Annotated in this window: 15 protein-coding genes; 9 read left to right on the top strand and 6 right to left on the bottom strand. The window is 58.3% G+C overall.

The features are described from left to right. Positions 1-106 precede the first annotated feature (106 nt). On the bottom strand, positions 107-4,036 hold the full coding sequence (locus FHT77_RS26375; RefSeq protein WP_183757896.1) for an AAA and adenylate/guanylate cyclase domain-containing protein: 3,930 nt from the start codon (positions 4,034-4,036) through the stop codon (positions 107-109). Positions 4,037-4,299: 263 nt separating this feature from the next. Between FHT77_RS26375 and FHT77_RS26370 the strand changes: the two genes are divergently transcribed. From FHT77_RS26370 to FHT77_RS26330, 7 genes are all read left to right on the top strand, one after another. After that, positions 4,300-5,961: a SulP family inorganic anion transporter gene (locus FHT77_RS26370; RefSeq protein WP_183757894.1), complete on the top strand. Its 1,662-nt coding sequence runs from the start codon at positions 4,300-4,302 to the stop codon at positions 5,959-5,961. A 231-nt stretch (positions 5,962-6,192) separates the two neighbouring features. Next, the gene (locus tag FHT77_RS26365; protein ID WP_183757892.1) at positions 6,193-6,987 is read left to right on the top strand and encodes a DUF2092 domain-containing protein; all 795 of its coding nucleotides are present in this window, start codon (positions 6,193-6,195) and stop codon (positions 6,985-6,987) included. A 22-nt stretch (positions 6,988-7,009) separates the two neighbouring features. Then, positions 7,010-7,210: a hypothetical protein gene (locus FHT77_RS26360; protein ID WP_183757890.1), complete on the top strand. Its 201-nt coding sequence runs from the start codon at positions 7,010-7,012 to the stop codon at positions 7,208-7,210. Between the two features lie 1,075 nt (positions 7,211-8,285). After that, complete coding sequence (locus tag FHT77_RS26355; RefSeq protein WP_183757888.1) at positions 8,286-8,960, top strand: L,D-transpeptidase; 675 nt, start codon at positions 8,286-8,288, stop codon at positions 8,958-8,960. 13 nt (positions 8,961-8,973) lie between these two features. Beyond that, a complete protein-coding gene (locus tag FHT77_RS26350) occupies positions 8,974-9,510 on the top strand; it encodes an OmpA family protein (RefSeq protein WP_183757886.1) in 537 nt (178 codons plus the stop codon). An 893-nt stretch (positions 9,511-10,403) separates the two neighbouring features. Beyond that, positions 10,404-10,766: a hypothetical protein gene (locus tag FHT77_RS26335; RefSeq protein WP_210281035.1), complete on the top strand. Its 363-nt coding sequence runs from the start codon at positions 10,404-10,406 to the stop codon at positions 10,764-10,766. Further along, positions 10,756-10,977 (top strand): hypothetical protein, encoded by a 222-nt coding sequence (locus FHT77_RS26330; protein WP_183757884.1) that lies wholly within the window; start codon positions 10,756-10,758, stop codon positions 10,975-10,977. The genes FHT77_RS26335 and FHT77_RS26330 overlap by 11 nt, the downstream gene beginning before the upstream one ends. Positions 10,978-11,342: 365 nt before the next feature. Here the strand turns inward: FHT77_RS26330 and FHT77_RS26325 are convergent, their stop codons facing one another. Further along, on the bottom strand, positions 11,343-12,446 hold the full coding sequence (locus FHT77_RS26325) for an NADH:flavin oxidoreductase/NADH oxidase (RefSeq protein WP_183757882.1): 1,104 nt from the start codon (positions 12,444-12,446) through the stop codon (positions 11,343-11,345). A 915-nt stretch (positions 12,447-13,361) separates the two neighbouring features. Between FHT77_RS26325 and FHT77_RS26320 the strand changes: the two genes are divergently transcribed. Then, a complete protein-coding gene (locus FHT77_RS26320) occupies positions 13,362-13,658 on the top strand; it encodes a hypothetical protein (RefSeq protein WP_183757880.1) in 297 nt (98 codons plus the stop codon). 409 nt (positions 13,659-14,067) lie between these two features. Beyond that, a complete protein-coding gene (locus tag FHT77_RS26315) occupies positions 14,068-16,239 on the top strand; it encodes a bifunctional diguanylate cyclase/phosphodiesterase (RefSeq protein ID WP_183757878.1) in 2,172 nt (723 codons plus the stop codon). Here the strand turns inward: FHT77_RS26315 and FHT77_RS26310 are convergent. The 4 genes from FHT77_RS26310 to FHT77_RS26295 all read right to left on the bottom strand — a co-directional run bounded on the left by FHT77_RS26310 (position 16,160) and on the right by FHT77_RS26295 (position 20,268). Further along, the gene (locus FHT77_RS26310) at positions 16,160-16,627 is read right to left on the bottom strand and encodes a hypothetical protein (RefSeq protein ID WP_183757932.1); all 468 of its coding nucleotides are present in this window, start codon (positions 16,625-16,627) and stop codon (positions 16,160-16,162) included. The genes FHT77_RS26315 and FHT77_RS26310 overlap by 80 nt on opposite strands. Before the next feature lie 209 nt (positions 16,628-16,836). Then, positions 16,837-17,478: a VOC family protein gene (locus FHT77_RS26305; RefSeq protein WP_183757876.1), complete on the bottom strand. Its 642-nt coding sequence runs from the start codon at positions 17,476-17,478 to the stop codon at positions 16,837-16,839. A gap of 384 nt (positions 17,479-17,862) precedes the next feature. Then, positions 17,863-19,011: a DMT family transporter gene (locus FHT77_RS26300; protein WP_183757874.1), complete on the bottom strand. Its 1,149-nt coding sequence runs from the start codon at positions 19,009-19,011 to the stop codon at positions 17,863-17,865. A 15-nt stretch (positions 19,012-19,026) separates the two neighbouring features. Next, complete coding sequence (locus FHT77_RS26295) at positions 19,027-20,268, bottom strand: type III PLP-dependent enzyme (protein WP_183757872.1); 1,242 nt, start codon at positions 20,266-20,268, stop codon at positions 19,027-19,029. Positions 20,269-20,307: the final 39 nt, after the last annotated feature.

Genomic DNA, 20,307 nt, shown 5'->3' with positions numbered 1-20,307 from the left:
CCCAATGAATTGAGCGCAGTTTCGTTCAGCGGTGCATTTTTGTGCGACCAAGATGGAGCGACACAATACGTCGAAGTCATCGTCTCGCAGTCCACACATCTCAACCTCAGGCAAATTCGTCAGCGAGGCGTGCGCGTTTCCCTTCGGCACCCCAAGTCCGGTAAGCAGCCAGCGCCCCGGGAAGCGAGCCCGGGACCTTGCCGACTGCTTTTTGCAGCCGGGCCAGGCATTCCAGGGCGAACGCATGGTCCTCCAGATGGCCAACTTTTGCCGCGCGTTGCGCGGCCGCACGAAACAACCTGTCAGCTACCTCAATATGCCCGGCACCCGCCTCGAGCAGCCCCTCGAGAATATCCGCCTTCGGACCGAGCCAGGACTCGTTCAGACCTTCCCAGTTGCGCATCTGGTCCGCGCAATCCCAACCCTCGGCACGCAGGGCCTGAGCGTCCTCCGGGGAGCCAAAAGCAGCAAGCGCCAGGGCCGCGACGCCATGATAGTGTAGCAGCATGACCTCGGAGGGTTGTCCGGCGAAGAATGGCAACAGGACACGTGCCTTTTCTGCCCAGGAGAGCGCGCTTCGCCAGTCTCCACCAAGCGCGGCCAATCGGAGTTTGGCAGTGTAATAGCAGGCAACCTGGTTGCTGAAGCGCGCTTGCAGCATGGAGGAGAACTCCGCCTCCTCGTCCACAGTAGCATCGGAAAGCTGATCGAACGCCCGTGTCTTGCCTGCCAGTGCTCGGGCCGACTGCAACTCCAGGAGGAGCGTGAAGGCAGAATTGCGCACCCGACCACCGTTTTGCGCGAGAAGCGCGATACCGGTCGATATCACCACATCGATAGGACGGCCCGCCGCAACAAGCAGCACGACGACCGTCGTCAGATTGAAACAGCCATAGACAATTTCACCGCTTGCAAGGCCTGCGTCGGCCCCCGCCGCGGCGCGGGCAATTCCGTCCTCCAGATTTCCTACCCAGTGATTGTGGAACCACACGTTGATAAAGGCGCAGCGGGCAAAGCTTGCGCCCTTGATGACAGGTTGCAGCTGCATGCTCAGATCGCTCCATGCAGCACCCGTCCGCCGGTCACCGGTCATAGCCGCGTGGACGATAGAATACATTGCGTAGACATCTGGCGTAAAATCTGCCTGCCCATGAGCAAGCGTCAAGCGCAGGCACCTCGCGCCAAGAAGCGCGAACAATTCCGGCTTCTGACTTTGATAGGCGTAGGGCGCGATGCTTAGCAACAGCGGGACGAGACTTGCGACATGTTCGTCCTCAAGTCTTGGCAAGTCGACGAGATCCGCCGGTCGCCTGTCGCCGAGGAGTGCTGTAATCTGCTCCATTTCCTGGCCGATTGCCCTTTGAAGTTCGGCGCCATCGACCGGCACCTGCGAACCAAGGAGTGCGGCACCATGAAGGCCGATCGAAAGCGATTGCCGAACGGAACCGAGACCGAAAACGCGCTCGGCCTCGAGCCGCAAATAGTGAGCCGCGCGAACCAGTTCGCCCGCTGCCTCCAGGTGATGCGCGATGAGCGCATAAACGCGTGATATGTCGAGGACGCTGTTTTGCTCGTACCAGCTAGCGATCGCCCGGTGCAGTTGCTTACGCTGCCCATAGAGCATCAGCTCATAGGCAACGTCGCGCATGATGCCATGGCAAAAGCTGTAGCCGTCCAGCTCGTCGATGTGATCAGTCTGCAGCATGCCGGCACGCTGGTGCATCAACAGGTGGCGGCCGACGATGGCCGGCTCGGCGTTGGCGGTCGGGTGAACGGCGGCCACAAGGGCGGTCGGGAAACGCAGGCCCGCGGCGCTTGCCACCTTGAGCGTCACTTGACTTTCGAGATCGAGACGGTCGATGCGGCGCGCCACGGCGGCGTGTATCGAATCTGGCAGGGGCAGGCGATCATCGGCCAGATGTTGCGCGATCCGGCACGTCCCGTCGACCACTTCGATCAAGCCATCGTCATGAAGCGCGCGAGCGAGTTCAAGACAAAAAAACGGATGCCCGCGGGCGCGTGCTCGCAAAAGGTTTGCCAGTTCGGGAGCGATGCGGTCTGCACCGAGCCTGGTCAATGCCAACCTGTCCTGTTCCTCGTCCGACAGACCGAGCAGCTTAAGGCGCACCACACCGCCCCCGGACAGGCTTTCGATCCGCGCGTCGTCCTCCATCGGCTGCATCGCCATGACGAGGCAGAGACCGCGCACGGAACGAATAGCCGTTGCCGCCAGGGTCCAACTCTCATCGTCGAGCCATTGGGCGTCGTCGACGGTAACCAGCAACGAGCCGTCAGACGCAAAGCGGCGGAGAAGTGATACGAACAGGTCGAGCCGAGCCTCCATGCGCAAGGGCGCGCTCATCGCTTGCAGTTCGGGCGTTTCGGAAAAGTCGAGTTGGAGGATGGGGTTAAGGAGCGCTGCGCGGGGTGAAAGCTCCGGGCCAAGTGCGCGCAACGTCGCCTCGCGCCGTTGTAACTCCGGATGTCTGACCTCCAGCCCAAGCAATTGCGTGAGTATGTCTCGCCAGCCTCGATAGGGGACACGATGCTCGATCCGGTCGGCGACACCGGCAAGCGTAGCCGATTGTTCGCTCCTGAGACGATGATGCAATTCCGCAAGGAGGCGTGACTTGCCCATTCCCGATTCCGCCTCGACAAGGACGAACCGGGAATTGCCGGATTGCCTCGTCTCCTCGAAAGCTTTCAAAATCCATGCGAGTTCACTGTCGCGCCCATGCATCGATTGGTCGAAGCCGGTGCGATCCTGCCGCCTCGGCGTCCAGACGGGGACATTCAGATCCCACCCACGAACCTGGCTGTGACCGATCGGAGTGAAAGAGATGGCGTCCTGTGCGCCGCGGACAGTGGCTTCGTCGCACTGGATGGTGCCCTGCTGCAAGCCCTGCAGCCGCGCGGCAAGGTTGACTGCCTCCCCGTAAGTGGTCCATGCCCGGAAAACGTCGTTTCCGATCAGTCCGCAGAATGCCGTTCCCGTCGCGACGCCGATACTGCTCGGCTGGCCTATGCCGCGCAGCGCATCACGCATGTCGATCGCAGATCGGACTGCCCGGACCGGATCATCTGCGTGCGCAACGGGCGGAATCCCGAAAACGATCACAAGATTGGCGCCGCGTTCATCGACGCGAATCTGCTGTATGAAACCGTCGTGCTCAGCGACCTTGGGTTCGATTGCGGCAACGACCGACTCCAAGCGGGACAGGATATCGGGCGAAGCGTGATCCAGACGTGAAAGAGCGACGAACACGACGGATATGCGCCTGAGCTCGGCAGTCCAGTCGAGGAGCTGGCTGTTGAGGCGGCTCGCGACAGGAAGCGGGATATGCCCGGCAAGTCGCTCGCGGTCTTGCGGCGTCATCGGCGGAATGGTCAGGGGAATGAGGTCGGCTTGATCGCGCAAGGTCGAAAGGATCGTTGCGTCGGGGCCGATCGAGCGCACGGCTATTGCATCACCGAGGATCGAACACGCGGCCGCGGATACCAGCAACTGTCCCTTCGCCCGTGTGATGCTCGCCGCCTGCAGGTCTGCGAGCCCCTTTCCTACGGTGACGTGGAGACGCAGGCTGCCCGTTCCGATCTCCGCCGTATGACATTGCCCGAAGGCGAGCACGGCATGGAGTTCGATCGGCTCGCCCGAAGGCAAGCTTGTTCGCGACGTGGCAAGAACGTGATTGCCGCAGGTGGCAGCGCGGAGAAGTGCGTCCGAAGGTGTCGAGCCTTCGCACGGCCAGCCGGCAAGCAGGCCGTCGCCCGCAAACATCAGCGGCTCGCCGCCATGGGCCACGATCACATCGATCAGTCCTGTGAAATGCAGTTCCAGCAGATTCGCCAGATCTTCGATGCCAGCCGGTCCCCGGGCCAGGAAATGACCGGTAATCCGGGTGAAGGCGACTACGTCGAGCCACAACAAGGCCATGCGGCGATCGGAAGGCTCATCCTTCTGTCTCCCGAAGAGCCTCAGCGGCGGTGGCGCGAAACTCTCAATCAGCCGAGCCTCATGCAAACTCGCATCCGACATAGGGGGCCTCGCGCTTTCCCGGAAACGCTGAGGGTAACGCAAATTTGCGAAACGATCCACGTCTGAGAGGCCCCTGCCTCATCCCGACAGCGGATTTCCGATCGTGTGCGATACCGTAATATACGCCCCTTGCATCGCCGATTGGGGCATAATGATGGCGGTTTGATGTGGATGCTTGGCGCGCCAATTTTTGAATGAGTCCGCCAGACGAGCGTTAGGGTCGATGCCCGATTGAAGGAATAGCTGTGACCCCGGAAACGAAAATGACGATAGGCAGAAACAATGGCGGCGCCGCGTTCTCATCCGGCCTCCGGCTCGATGTCGTGGCCGGCCTGACAGCTGCCGCGATCGTCCTGCCCAAAGCAATGGCCTACGCCACAGTCGCCGGGCTTCCGGTGAGCGTTGGCCTCTATACAGCCTTCGTGCCGATGATTGTCTACGCATTGCTGGGCACGTCGCGAGTGTTGAGTGTAAGTTCAACGACAACCCTTGCCATCCTGGCGGGGACCGAGCTCGCGATTGTCGTTCCGGATGGCGATCCAGCCAAAATGGTTACGGCACTTGCAACACTTACTGCTTTAACCGGTGTGCTCCTGCTTGCAGCCTCGGTCCTTCGGTTGGGGTTTGTGGCGAACTTCATTTCCTCTCCCGTGCTAACCGGTTTCAAAGCAGGCATCGGGTTTGTGATTGTGCTCGATCAAATACCGAAACTGCTCGGCGTGCACATCGAAAAGGCAGGCTTTTTCCGTGACATCGTCAGTCTTGTTCATCATTTACCTGATACATCGCTGCTTACGCTGACAATCGCAGTCGTGGCACTGGTCGCGTTGGCAGTCATGGAACGGCGTTGGCCCCATTCTCCGGCCCCACTCGTGATCGTCGCTGCGGGCATCCTGATTTCGTGGGTCATCGGCCTGGATGCCCTGGGCATCGCGACGGTCGGCTTCATTCCGCGATCACTGCCGTCACTCACTCTTCCCAGTGCCGGTTTGGTCGAGCAGCTTCTCCCGGGAGCACTCGGCATCGCTCTCATGAGTTTCACCGAAACGATTGCCGCTGGCAGGGCATTCGCAACCCCGGCCGAACCACCCATACGACCCAATCGCGAACTTCTCGCGACCGGCGCTGCGAATGCAGTCGGCGCGTTCTTTGGCTCAATGCCTGCAGGCGGTGGAACGTCACAGACGGCCGTGGTTCGAGCCGTCGGCGGGCAATCCCAGACGGCCTCCCTTGTCGCTGCCGCAACGTCGGCCGCAACCATGTTGTTCCTTGCCCCGCTGCTTGGCTTGCTGCCGCAAGCTGTGCTCGCCGCGATTGTGATCATCTACTCGGTCGGGCTCATTTCCCCAGTGGAGTTTGCGTCCATCCGAAAGGTCCGGCGGATGGAATTCCGTTGGGCGCTGGCGGCGTTCCTGGGTGTGCTCGTCTTTGGCACGCTCCAGGGCATCGTGGTCGCGATCATTCTTTCGATGATCGGCTTGGCCAGCCAGTCGGCAAAAGCGAAAGTTTATGTCATCGGCCGCAAGCGGGGCACCGACGTCCTCCGGCCGCTTTCGCCGGAGCACCCTGACGATGAAACATTCGATGGTCTGCTCATCCTTCGCCCTGAGGGTCGTCTGTTTTTCGCCAATGTGCAGCAAGTCGCTGATCAAATTCAGGCATTCGCAGCCGAATATAAACCGCGAGTGCTCGCACTCGATATGAGCGCGGTTTTTGATATCGAGTATTCCGCACTCCAGACGATGATCGACAGCGAACGCCGTGTTACCGCTCAAGGCGTAACCGTTTGGCTTGCAGGATTGAATCCGGATGTACTCGATTATCTTCGAGCCTCCGGTTTCGCCGAAACGATGGGGCGGGAGCGTCTGTTTTTCAGCACGAATGCAGCCCTGCAACACTATTTGGAAGGACTTAGTGACAGCTAGTCAGAACTGACCAGCCGCGCTGCGGTCGTATTTCGCCGCACGGCTTGTCTGCGGGGTTACCGCCATTCCTGCATTGCAAACTTCATGAGGGAGCAACTTTCCTCGACCTAATGCCACAGGCGAACCGGTCGAACACAAGCGCTCCTGCGAGTTCTAGAGAACCATTCATGCCGCGCGCTTGTTCCGAGCCGCGCGGATCGTCGTCTCACGTATGGAACGGAGGAAACACCCATGCGATCTAAAGTGGAAAGCCTCTTTCGAAATGCCGGACTGCTGGCGGCGGCAACTGCCTTGACCGCACTTTCCTGCGCGACGTCGGCCCATGCGGACGAGAAGCAGGCCAAGAGCCTTTTGAAGGCGATGTCCGATTACATGGCAGCCCAGCAGGCAATATCATTCGAGTATGATACAAATCTGGAGGTCGTTACCAAGCAGGATCAGAAGATTGCGCTAGCAAGCTCCGGCGCAGTCAAGATCAATCGGCCAGACAAGCTGTACGTCACACGCCAGGGTGGCTTCGCCAACGTCGAAATCGTTTTTGATGGCAAGACACTGTCGATCCTCGGCAAGGACGCCAACCTCTACGCCCAGGCCGAGGTGCCAGGAACGACCGATCACCTCATCGACGCCCTGCGCGAAAAATTCCATCGGCCACTGCCGGCCGGAGACATCCTGATATCGCATCCTTACGACGCGCTCATGTCCGAGGTGGTTGACGTCAAGGATCTCGGCAGTGGCGTCATACGAGGCGACGAATGCGACCACCTGGCTTTTCGCACCAGGGAAGGGGTTGATTGGCAGATCTGGATTGCCCAGGGCCAGACCCCCTACCCCTGCCGCTATGTTGTCACATGCACCAAGGTCAAAGGCTTCCCGCAATATACGATCGACATACGATCATGGAAGGCCGGAACCGACGCGGCGGCCGGCGATTTCAATTTCAAGGCGCCTGATGGCGCTAAAAGGCGAGATTTGAAAGACCTGCCGGATGCTGACGAACTCCCCGAAATATTCTCCAAGAAATGATTAGCCTGAAAGGAGAGAAGACATGCTCAAATGGATCGCGATTGCAATGCTGGCAGTTGTTGCCTGCGCCTCAAGCATCGAGCTACACGACGGTCTCGTGGTCGATTTCAAGCTACCGCCTACCGCAGAGGCAAGGGTCGGGCGACCGTTGACACCCGTGAGTGTCGCCGGTGTTGCCCGCAGAAGCGCACGTCGGTGCGCGGCAGGCGTTTACTACTGCTAGCGTGCGATTATTCATGCGCCGATTGGCGCGCCCACGCGAAGGGCGTAATCGTGGCATGCGAACTCCTCGGTGTTTGCTTTGGGAGCTCGCCCCGACCGCTTTTCGCCCGGTGACCGAGGTCCGAAAAGTCGGATTCGAGCCGGCTTTTCGTCCTGCGTCTTCAACCCATTCTTGACTTTAACCTATTAGCCCAATGGTCTGAAAGACAACCGGATTTCGCCTATGGATCCCAATTGTTTCCGAGTTCAGCTTCCAGGTGTCCGCTGGATCTTGGAAGCTTTCGGTGGCATGATAAATTTGCGCTTTCCGGTGTGCACACACAGGGCTGTGGATCGTTTTTTCGGGTCCCAGTAAGGCATTTCGCGCAGAAAACACGACTCTGAAATGCGTAGATCCGAGGCACGCGCATGCGAACGGGCATAGACGAGTCTCTGGCTTCCTGGGCTGAGCGTGTTGTCGGCCTACTCATCATTGGCGCGATTTGCCATTCCATGGCGAAGGGACGAAAGAGAAGGCATCTGTTTTTCGGCACTTCTGAACCAGCTTTATCTGCTATGGGCCATTATTCGGGACGGCTCGTCGTCATGGTCGGCTGCGGACTCGTGATCGGCGCATTGAAGATTGGAGGTTCGGCGACGCCTTGTACTTCCCGTTCGTGACGGGCCTTACCATCGGATTGGCGATGTAAAGCCGAAGCACGGGTTTGCCCGTATCCTGGCTCTCATCATCGGATTTTCCCGCATCGTGATGACCGGGATTATTGCAGCGGTCAGCCTACACCCGCTCAGCCATGTAGATCGCGGTCGGGAGCAGTAAAGGAGCAGTAAAGATGGGCAATTTCCATGAGGATTTCTGTGGAAATCTGACATTTCGCGACACGAACATGCCCGCTGTGACGCGGCCAATGCAGAGTCGGCTAAAATCCTGATCAATCGGAAAAAAGCGGTTGCGCAATGACGGGGCGCGTCAGGTAATTCAACCTTCTGCTTCAGGCGGCGTACGTAGATTTATCTTGTGACGATAAAAAAATCTGATTTACTGCACGAAGTTTCTTGGCATTGAGGGGATGTTGCCAATGGGATGGACGCGCAGGGATTTTGTGCTTGGCGGAGCGGCTTTGCTTGGCACTTTGGCAATCAATACTCCGACATTCGCTGCAGCACCTTCATATTTTTCCGGAACCCGTGTCGACAACGGCGTGACGTTTCGCAGCACCAACTTTGCCAGGATCGACAGGAAATGGCAGCGCCAGGTCGTCAAGTATTTCAGTAGCGAGCCGATCGGAACCGTCGTTGTCGATACCACCCATCACTTTCTCTACCTGATCATGGAGAACAAGACTGCCATCCGCTATGGCGTCGGGGTCGGGCGTGACGGTTTCAAATGGTATGGTCGCGCCACGATCGACCAGAAGGCACTCTGGCCACGCTGGACGCCGCCGCCGGAGATGCGCCAGCGTCACCCGGAACTGCCGGAGTTTGTCGATGGAGGGTCACCGAAGAACCCTCTTGGTCCGCGCGCCATGTATCTGCATCGTGACGGCGTCGATACCGGCTATCGCTTCCACGGAACTCTGGAGCCGGGCAGCATTGGGAAGGATGCCTCCAGCGGCTGCATCCGCATGTTCAACGAAGATGCAATCGATCTTTATCAGCGCTGCCCCATCGGCACAGCTGTACAAGTCCTGCCGCACATTGCCGATCAGGGTGAAAGTGCCGCGAAGATCAGCCAGGCCAACGCGGTCGAATGAGGGAAATGCCCTGATGTCTGCTCTAACCGGATATTCGAGGCTGGTTGTCGCTGCGACCATCCTTATGACTCTTGCCGCCTGCAGCACCACCGATGTTGCCGAAGTCGAGGAGCCTGCAGTCGCGCCGATGACCGGGCAAACGAACGATCCTGCGCCCGGTTTTGCAAATGTCAAAGCCGGCAGCGAAGAGGACTTCATCTTGAACGTCGGCAGGCGGACCTACTTCACGCAGGATTCCGCCACACTCGATCCCGTCGCCAAGGCGACACTGGACAAGCAAGCCATCTGGCTGAAAAGCAACCCGCAGTGGCTGGTCAAACTGCAGGGATTTGCTGACGATTCCGGGTCCACTTCAGCAATGGCAACACTATCGCAGAGACGTGCCGATGCGGTCATGGCCTATCTCGTCTCGCAGGGTGTAGACGCCAGCCGCGTGTGGGCCAAGGGTTACGGCAATGACCGCGAGGTTCGCGACTGCACGAGCCGCTCCTGTAAGGTGCAGAACCGGCGTGTCGTCTCAAACCTGCGCACGGAGCGCGACGCGGTCTGATCGTTCTTGGACTTGATGGAACAGCTCCTGTCGCAGCGCGCCAGTTTCGAACATCCTTCGCGACAAAAGGCTCCAGCGCACAGCTAATTTGCCGCAAGCCCCATGGCAGGTTGATCCATCCCGCAGCCGAGATCGATGAGGGCAGCGGTGAAGCGTGGATCGCGAGGGCGTAACAGTGGCTCGAGAGGTGTAGTCATCAGCGGCCGGCGGCCTGTTCTAGTGATCGAACCAGAGGAGGTCGCCGAACGGGCCGGCTACTGAAGGCCGCACACAGTCCACTGCGGCCCCAAGGGCATTTATGTTGCTGCACTTGGCAATGCCGACGGCAAGGGATCTGGCGGCGTTTTTGATGGATCACAAGACATTTGATGTGCGTGGCCAGTAGGAAATGGATCCAGGACCAGAACGGCTCTCCTATGACGTCTGGCGGCACCCTGGCCATGACACGCTTGTCACCAGCGACATTGACCGCTGCGATCGCCATCGCCGCGGACTGATCGCCGCCAACGTCGCGGAGTGGCGACCCCATTAGACAGAGCGGCATCAGCGCCGCCAAGATCTTTCGTCGAATGGCCACAGTCGCATCACCCACACCGGGTCCGCCTACAGGGCGGAGACTGCTCGCCAGGATCGGCGGGTTCCGCCGGGATATCGATCATTTTGATGCCCCCCCATTTTTGCCCCGTCCCGGCGCAAGACCCAAATTGAGGAAGAGAGGTCCTCGAGACTTAGGACGCTATTGACGAAACCGTAGGCCTTGGTCGGATCATGTGCCGGCCGAAGCTCGAACACAGAGCTGATACTTCTCGCCGAAATCCCCAGGTCGGCAATGTTGACTCGATAGCAAAATGGAACATAATGGGAACATCCAAAACACACAGAGGACGACGGCCATGCCACGCGTGCCGATAGCGCAGCCGCGCGCTCAACAAATCGCGGGCACCTATTGGACACCTCCCACCGAAGCAACAATCGCCGAAATCCATCCCCTTTTGATGGCAATCATTATCATGACGCCGAACCCTCGGGGTTGGGGTTTCTATTCGGCGAATGTCTATGACATCTGTTCGGGCGAGCCTCTCGGCTATTTCGATATCGCTTTTGACCAAGCTACGCGTAGAGCCTGTGGTCACTACAGTGCGGTCGGCTCCCGCGTCGTGATGCGGTCACCGATATGGTTCCAGTGCGCGGGAGATGAGTACGACGCTATTCAGCTCTTCTATGAACTCGTAAGAGAGGCAGGTCATGTCGAGTAAATCAGCAAAGCAGCTGGATATTGATTTCGAGGTCGAAGCCGCCCTCGCCTTCCACGATGAGGATGCCAAGGCGACCATCGCAACTCTTCTTGGAGATATCAAACACCTTCGCATACAGCTGGCGTTGGCCGAAGCCGCAATGAGCCGAGGCATGACTCGCGGGTGTACACCCCAATTCGAACGGGAGCCTTTAGGCGCTGGAAAGAAATAGGCGATCGCAAAGGCCGAGCTTCGAGACCGCTCCAAAAATGGCACTTCGCCCAGGGGCCGGACTTCGGAAGGCGGGTCGCGCTAAGTCGACCGGGAGATTATTCCGGGCGAGATAGTCGTCTGGTCGCCGCGCCAACCTCGGCCGTTATATCTTCATGGCGGCCGATATTGGATAAGTGTTTGGGCTGAGGGGATGCCGGAGGCGAAACGGAAGCGGCCGCCGAGGCGGACGTCAGGGCTGCAAGACGCGGTTGGAAGCGCCCCAAAATGGGTGGGACCTCAAAAAGGTTCTGTGAACGGCGAACGACCAAAGCCAAAGTCGCGAAAAATCCTGGGGGCCGAGGTCGAATCCTTCACTTCGTAGAGCTACGTCCGGAACAGGTTCCTGTACTGCGACGGTTGCGACCTCAGATACTGCGGAGGAGCCGATACCTGACCGCCAAGTGCCGCGGCAGCGTGCCAAGGCCAACGAGGATCGTAAAGTGCCGCCCGTGCAATTGCAATCAGATCCGCGTCGCCCGTCGATACAATCGCTTCAGCCTGGACCGGCTCAGTTATCAATCCGACAGCCACAACGGGGATTTTCACTGCATTCTTGATGGCCCGTGCCAGCGGGACCTGGTAGCTTGGACCCACGGGGATCGATTGTTTGGGATGCAGGCCGCCGCTTGATACATGAATGGCGTCACATCCCCTCGCCTCAAGCGCTTTCGCAAAGGCAATGACTTCGGCCAGTTCAAGGCCACCCTCAACCCAATCCGTCGCCGAAACCCTCATCGTGACGGGCTTGCCTGCCGTGAACGCGCTTCGGACCGCGTCGAAGACCTCCAACGGGAAGCGCATTCGATTTTCGATCGTTCCGCCATAGTTGTCCATCCGCAGATTGGACAGCGGTGACAGGAATTGATGCAACAGATAGCCGTGCGCACCGTGTATCTGGACGGCATCGATACCGATATTGGCCGCCCGTCTTGCAGCTGAGGCAAAAGCATTGCAAATGCGCTCTAAACCGCCGAGATCCAGAGCCGTCGGTAGCACGTACTCCGAACTGAACGCTACAGCAGAAGGCGCTTCAGTCTGCCAGCCGTTCATCTGATCAGGCGGGATTTGTTGGCCACCGCGCCATGGGATGCTTGTCGAAGCCTTACGCCCAGCGTGAGCGAGCTGAATCGCGATCGGCATGTCCGAATATCTGCGTACCCCTTGAAGGGTCCTTGCCATGGCGGCTTCCGTAACGTCATCGTATAGCCCGACATCGGCGAAGGTGATCCGCCCCTCCGGCGATACGGCAGTCGCTTCTATGGTCAGCAATCCCGCTCCCGATAGGGCGAGCTGGCCCAAATGGATCAGATGCCAGTCAGTTGTGCATCCATTTTCCGCTGAATACTGGCACATCGGGGCGATGACAATTCGGTTTGAAAGCTCCATCCCGGCTACGCGAAAAGGAGTGAAAAGAACAGGAGTTGGCATAGGGTTCCCTTACTTGAGCGATAAGAAATGCAGGACGGTGGCACCATATTGTCCGTGAGTTGCCACTTTCGCAAGTTGACGGGTAATCTATCGACGGTCCCTTGCGCAGTCGTGCTGTTTTCGGACCGTAGAGCCAGCAGCGTACAATTTCGATGAGACGATCCGAACCAATGCAATCAATTTCATTCCCGACTAGACGGCTCCCACCGAAACGGAAGCCAAAAGGCTTTCCTCACTTGGGGGTCTCAAGACCGCCGCTTGCTCCATAGTGCGCAGGATGCGCATGCTCACCCCCTAGTTTCCGGGGCTTGAAGATGCTGATACTTTGGAACAAACGCGAGCGGCTACTGCTTGAGGCGTCGAAAAAGCGATTTGATTGCGCTCCACCGTTGTTTTCCTCAGTGTGGCCCCGCTTGTTCTCAGGCAAGCGGGGCTTTCGAGTTAGTATCGTCATTGGGAGGGGAAGAGGTTTCAGCAAGGCCGAGAGCGCTCTTCTCCATCCAATCGTTCGAAACAGCGTCGACAAATATGTGAGCCCTCTCCTTCAGCATGCAACAAACGTTGAGATGGTATGTTGGAGGCCGGAAGAACGGGGTTCCACGTTCCGTTGTTCCTCACCTAGCCAGCACTGCCCCGCTTGCTCGAACCAAGCAGGACCCTTTTTGTGGGATCGCCTGGCTCGATGCCCCCAGGCAGCACGTCGGATCTGGAGGTCAGCAATTGTGGCCAAGTGCGGACAGATTCCGGATCTGATCCGCCGCCCAGATTGCCTCGGCGGGGATACACTTGAAGGACTGCGGCCAACAATCATCTGCTGGCCCGGCTTGCGAAGTGCGGGGCGAGCTTGCAATCCTCGAAAGTGTGATGAAGATACGGGTAGGTTTGCGGTCGCAAGAACGTTGGAGTTCAAATCTCTTGACAGTCACCACCAACCTCGTCGTCGATCTCGTCCGAGCGGCGAACCATCTTTCCAAGCTACCGATGGCGGATCGGCGCCGCCTGTTGGAGCGCAGCATTGCCGCATCTAGCGCTCTGCGGGATCTACTCGTCAAAAACGGAAAGATTTTCCCTATCGACGCGTCCACCGAACAGGTGATTGATGACATCGCCCGAAATGTTGAGCTGATGTCGGACGAAACTGTTGCGAAGGCGCTGTTGACGCTTGCGGATCAGATAAGGACGCTAGGAATCTTAAATCGCGAGCCATACTGAAGCGCCTGACGTCACAACACTCAAGGAGAGCGGCGTCATTTGCGGGCATAGCGCGTTTATTGAATAGGTCTCCGTTCGGTTGCGAACAAAAGCCCCCTGCTGTTGCGGATGCGAGGGTCAGCGCAGGACGTCGGGTCGCTTCAATTCACCAAACTTGATCTAACGCACCCTGTTACGGGCGCATTCCTCAGCGAAGATCTGCCCGAAGATCGCCAGTACGTCTCGCATCGAAATAGGGTCCAGTTTGTCTCGATCGTCGAGTTCACAACTCGACCAATCGCCATAAACGGATCGTTCACCATCCGCAAAACGGAAGATATCAACCATGGCGCTCGGCCACCTTCTTCATAGTTGCATAATACGTTGTGCCTAACGTTCGCCATAAGCCAATCAGGCTGTGAGGAATGGAATGAGCGCCCGCAGAAAAATCCGGCAAGAAGCGACCAAGCCGGCAGTCCCTGACACAAACGAGAATACCAAGCACACACAATCTTCGGACCCACGCGAGCGACATGAATGGCTTAAGGCGATGATCGATCACGTGCCAGATTTCATCTATGCGAAGGATCTCGAAGGCCGGTTCCTGTTCGCGAACCGTGCGGTGGTGAGGAACAACGGCTTTTCGCATGTGGACGAACTGGTGGGACTGACTGACTTCGATATTCACCCGTCGTCGTTCGCACAGGAGATCGACGAGATCGAGCGACAGGTCATGACGACCGGTCTCGCGGATCTCGGCGTGGAGGAGCCCCGCCTCACAGGGGATGGCTGGCTGATGATGACTCGCGTTCCACTGCGCGACCGCAACGGCAACGTCATCGGCGTTGTAGGCGCCTCGCGAGATATCACAAGCCGCAAGCGCGCCGAAGAGCTGATGCGGGCCCAGACGCAACTTCTGCAAAACGTTGCGCGAGGTGTCGAAATCCAATCACTCCTGCAAGATTTCATCGTCACGCTGCGCAGCCTCTTTCCATCACGAAGCGTGCAGATCGTGATCCATGGCGAGACCCTGGACGCGCCCTCCCCCGAAACCCTGGCGCTCCCGATAGCCTCCCGAGATGGCGGGCGGCACGGGTCACTGATGATCTCCACACTCGCAGACGAAGACGCGGGCGTACTGGAATTCCTGTCCGCTGTCGCGCAGACAATCGGAATCGCACTCGATAGAAACCGGGACGTCGAACGTATCGCCCATCTGGCGGAACACGACGTGCTCACAGGCCTGCCGAACCGAACTTTGCTTGACCGCACCCTTCAGAGGATGCTCACCAATGCCGTAGACGACGACAAAGCCGTCGCCGTCGCCTTTCTTGATCTCGATAACTTCAAACTCATCAACGACAGCCTCGGGCATGCCGCCGGTGACGAACTTCTCAAGGCCGTTGCCCACAGGATCGTCCGTGAGGTCGGCGAAGCCGGATTGGTGTCACGCATAGGCGGCGACGAGTTTGTCTTGATTCTAGGACAGACCAACGAATCTTTCAGAGATCGGCTTGAACGTTTGCGAGCGGCGATCGCAACTTCGATATCGATCTCGGGAATCGACCTTCGCATCACGGCCAGTATCGGTGTGGCATGCCTGGAGCGGCCTGGAGTGACCTCCTCGGAACTCTGCGCCAATGCGGATCTCGCGCTTTACCGAGCGAAAGAGGCTGGGCGTGACGGTATTCAGATGTTCACGCCTGTGATGGCCGCGGAAGCAAGAAACAAACTTGCGCGCATCGATGACCTCCGTCGGGCAATCGAGAGCGATGAATTCGTCGTTCACTACCAGGCTCAATACGCCAATACAGGCAATGTGATTGGTGTCGAGGCGCTTGTCCGATGGAACCATCCTACAAGAGGAGTCCTTGCTCCATCGGAGTTCGTACCCCTCGCCGAGGAAACGGGTTTGATTGTCGCGATCGGCGATATCGTCCTCAACAAGGCATGTCAGCAAGCCAAAGACTGGCAGAAACGTAGTGTTGCCCGCGTGCGCGTTGCGGTCAACGTTTCGCCTCGCCAGTTCCTGGAGCCGTCGTTGACCTCTCACGTCAGTCAGGCACTGGCCGACGCGGACCTTGACCCGGAGTGGCTCGAATTGGAAGTCACAGAAAGCCTCATCATGCAGGACGTTGAGGGAGCTATCGCACGGATGCATGAATTGAAGGCCCTGGGGGTAAGCCTCTCGATCGACGACTTCGGGACCGGTTATTCCAGCTTGAGCATGCTCAAGAAATTTCCATTGTCCCGACTCAAGATTGATAGATCGTTCATCGCAGATATCCCGAACGATTCAGAAGACATGGCAATCACCAATGCCATCGTTTCGCTGGCAAAATTGTTGAGACTGGAAGTCGTTGCGGAGGGTGTAGAGACCGAAGCACAGGCGCGTTTCCTGGAAAGGGCGGGATGCGAGGTCTTCCAGGGATATCTCTTCGCGAGGCCGCTTCCGACCGTGGACGTCGAACGCCTTTTTGACTGCCGGCTGAGCTCGAAAGAATTGCTACCTCAGTCTGCGGTTAACTCTGGCAGAGCTTGGCCACGTTTTTCTCCAGGCTGCGGCGAAGCGCGCTCGCGATCTCATCCTCCAGTCCCTTGACGATGTCACCGAAACGACCGCCTGTCCCGACGATCTCTATCGAGCTCTCGGTCGTCTTGCATGTGGCGAGGTCGACCTTTAGATGAACCTGTGCGGTCGCCGAGAAGCCTCCTCTCACGAGGGCATCGTCAGATGTCTTGCAAGCAAGCGTCCCCCTCGCACTTGCCTCGGCTGCGTCGCCATTCACCGAGATCTGCAGACTTTCGATCTTGGCCGTGTCGAACCTGTCGATTCCAACATCGATGCTCACACCGAAGCTGGACACCTTCGCTTTCAGTGACTTGCATGGCTGTGCCTCCCCGATCGCTCGTTCGAGCGCGTTGGCTGCGTCAGCGTTCGTGGCCAGCAATTGGAATAGAAGTCCCGCTGCAAGCAGGCACGCCACCATCTTACCCATGTCTTCGTCCTGGCTCGTGTACCGGAAAAATTAAAGCTAGCGTACCGTGCCAGATGTTCAAACGGTACACTGGCAGCCGCTACGAGGCTGCAACAAAGGTTTGGGTGGTGACGAGATCGGCGCAGTTTCGCTGACAGGAAAAAACCGGGCGTTCAATTCTCTGTCATTCCGGTGTGAAACTGCTGATTGGATGGCGCACGCTACTTGGGCAGCGGCCCGCCGGACTGCTCGGCGGCGATGAAATGCGCATACCATACCGGCCAATTCTCGTCGTGCCTTCCCGTGATTTTCTCATGTTCACCATGAGCAGCAGCCGCCCTTCGCAGGGCGCCTTCGATTTCTGCAGGTGACGCGAACGTAACCTCGGTGCTCTGCCGTCCCTCAAGCCGTTGCGTGATTTCCTGCAGCAGCCAGGCATTTCCGTCCGGATCCTTGAAGGTCGCATAGGTCCTGTAGCTTCGTCCGTTTGGATCCCGGCCCTCGATTGCCGGTTGCCCGGGGCCGTCGCGATGAAAGATCTCGCTCACCTGCGCACCGCCGCTCGCGAGCGAAGCACGAGCCGCCTCGATGTCTGTGACGACGAGATAGAGTCCTTGAGCAGAACCGGGAGCGGCGCTGGTGATGCCGACGCCGAAATGGATGGACGCGGGTGAGCCAGGCGGCGTGAATTGCACCACCCTGAAGTCATTGCCGACCGGGAAGTCGGCGTCGAGCCGCCACCCCAACGCGGAATAGAAGCGTTTCGAGCGATCAACATCAGCGACGGGAATCGCGACGACTTCAAGCTTTAGATCGACGTTCGTCTTGCCAGCTTTGCCGTTGCCTTCACCAAGAATACTCATTCTTGTCTCCTCCGTCCTCGATCCCGAGATGATCGCGTTCCAGTGATTCCAGTTGCGGTTCGCTTGGAGGCCTGGATCGGCTTCCGTATGAATTTGAATGATGCGTGCTACGTAAAAATGAACTCGAGCTGCTGCCAGGTGGTCGATCGCCTACCCTTGAGCGCTCAATAGTAATTCATGAACACCGGATAGGCCATTTCCAAACTTTACAACGGGGCTTTTGCACAAGGTGAAATGGGCGCTGATCCTTCTTCGGCAAGCCTCGAAGAGCGCCTGTTTCCAAAGCCTCATGTTAAAACCATGAGTAGGCTTGCCGTCCCGGGGATTGGTTTTCAGACCGCTCGCTGCGCCCTCGTCTGACATAGAGCAGGTAGCAGCAATGCCTCAGGCCGCAATTTCCCTGGCGTCGCTCTCTGTGATGGCCTTATCCCAGATCGCTACCGAAATGCCCAAAGCGAGAAGCAACTCCGCAAGCTCAGCATCGTGTTTGCGGGGATCTTTGTAATCGCGACCAATCTCGATGAGGCGCTCAAGCAGCCTGTTGTTGATTGAAGCAAGCTCACCTTTGGAATCCGCCTCGGCAAGCAGCTGAAGGATAGACCGCTTGGGCACCGGAGCTCCGGGCGTACGCATCGTCGCTTCCTTTCCCTCGTTATCGTCCTTTGTATCGGGCTTCCAGAGCCCCGAACTCGCCAATGCAGCGCCACCCACAATCAGTGCGCCTGACCAAAACAAGGAGGCTTCAATCGCTGCTGAGGAAAAGATCGCAACAAGGACCGCTCCGATAAATGGCTCGACATAAGAGAACGCGCCAAGCGCCTGAATGTCGCCACGCTTCATTCCGTGATCCCACATGTAGATCGCCAGGCCCATGGGCAGAACGCCGAGTGCTGCCATCGCGGACCATTCCGCCACACTAGGCGCCACCCAGCTTTCAAGCGCCAGATGTGCCAGGAAGGATACGGCCGCAGATGCTGCGTAGAACCACCCGAGAGCAGACGAGGGTACTGCGGCCTGTGTCCGGGTCAGCACCGAATAGATGCCCCAGAGCGCGGCAGCGATCCCGATGAGCGTCAGGTAAAACGGCGCACCCTCGGATATGGATGCATCACCGCCGCGCTCGATGAGCAGCAGCACGCCGAACAGTCCGACGGCAACACCGACGACGTGCCACCATCTGAGTCTCTCGCCCGGCAGAAGACAGGAGCCAAGAACGATCATCAGTGGGGTAGTCCCTTGAAGCAGCGCAGCTGCGGCCGGCGGCGCCTTCTGGGTCGCGTAATAGATGCAAGCATGATAGCCAACAAGCGCGCTCACCGACAGCAGCCAAACATGGATCGGCTGCCGGAAGGCGAGAAGAGGATGGCTTCCGGTCAGGTACCATACAGCCGGCGACAGAGCCGCCGCGAAGAGGAACGCCATCGAAACCGTCTGCAGTGGAGGGATGGAAGTCGTATAGGTTACGAGCACGGTCTCGCTTGCCCAAAGCACGATCCCCATGGCTCCGATTGCAGAAGCGGCCAATCGTTTCATTTCGAAGCCTGTCTCCTATGCTCCGATCGTCACGATCTTGTCGGCAAAAAATCCGTTGAAGTGAGTGCGCATGGAGAGGCTATAAGCTCCCATCATGCCCACCTCGATCCAGTCCCCCTCACGCACATCATCCGGGAGGCTGAAAGGTGCACCGAGCACGTCGTTTGAATCACAGGTCGGCCCCCAGACCTTGAAATCGGTGTATGTGGCGGATACACGCGGTGTGCTCGGAATGAGACGCACCGGCCGGCGTTCTTTTGAATGCCCGAGTTCCTGCAAGGTGCCAAATACTCCGTCGTTCAGAAAAAGATTGTGATCACGCCTCATCACCACTTGGACGAGCGTGATCCCGGCGGTGGCGACGAGCGCTCGGCCGGGCTCACATAAGATGGAGCAGGAGCGAGGTATTCCGCCATTGCGCAGTGCGCGCGCGACGCTCTTGAAGTAATTCCCCGGGCCAACAACGTCATCGCCTGGATAAGGAGCAGGAAAACCACCACCGACATTCAGAACCGCGAGCTCCACTCCTGCCCGCTTCGCCACGTCTCCGGCAAGTTCCACAGCCTCTGAAAACGCACCAGGTGCGAGGCACTGTGAACCGACATGAAATGAAATCCCCGCCTTGATCCCCTTTGAGCGGATGTGACGCAGCAGGTGGATTGCCTTGTCCGGCATCGCACCGAATTTGGTCGAGAGAACATAGCGAGCGTCGGTTCCATTCGTGGCGAGCCTGACGGCAATCACGAGATCGCTACCGCGGGCTTCCTCGGCTATTTTGTCCACCTCCTCCAGGCAATCGGCCGTATAGAAGCGAATGCCGTGCAGATCATTTGCCATTCGGATCGAACGGCGTGTCTTCGCCGGGTTGTTGTAGAACTTTCCAGCGGTGCTTCCGAACAGGCTGCCAATCAGTTCGACCTCGTCGAGAGAGGCGACGTCAAAGTTTGTAATTCCGGTCTGGTAAAGGGTCTCCAGAACAAACGGATGAGGATTGCATTTGACGGCGTAAAGGCAGGTCCCGGGAAACGAAGAGAAGCTCGCAGCAGCACTGCGTAGTCTTTCGGGCGTGATGCAGAAGACGGGTTCTGACGGCTTGAGCTCCGCAATGACCGCATCCACGCTTGCGAAATTCCTGAGCGCATCCTTCGCGGGCCGGAGGGTCGTTCCGCCGCCCGAAAAAGCTGTCTCAATCTGACCTTGCAGATGTCGCGCGTCGTGGCCGAGTACGTGCTCGGCCGAAAGGGCATGGGCATTCATTTTCGTTGAACCTGTTTTTGATTATTCGTCGTGCGCGAA

It is taken from the genome of Rhizobium sp. BK181 (assembly GCF_014193305.1).
GTDB lineage: Bacteria > Pseudomonadota > Alphaproteobacteria > Rhizobiales > Rhizobiaceae > Rhizobium.
This window is presented reverse-complemented; position numbering and strand designations above follow the sequence as displayed.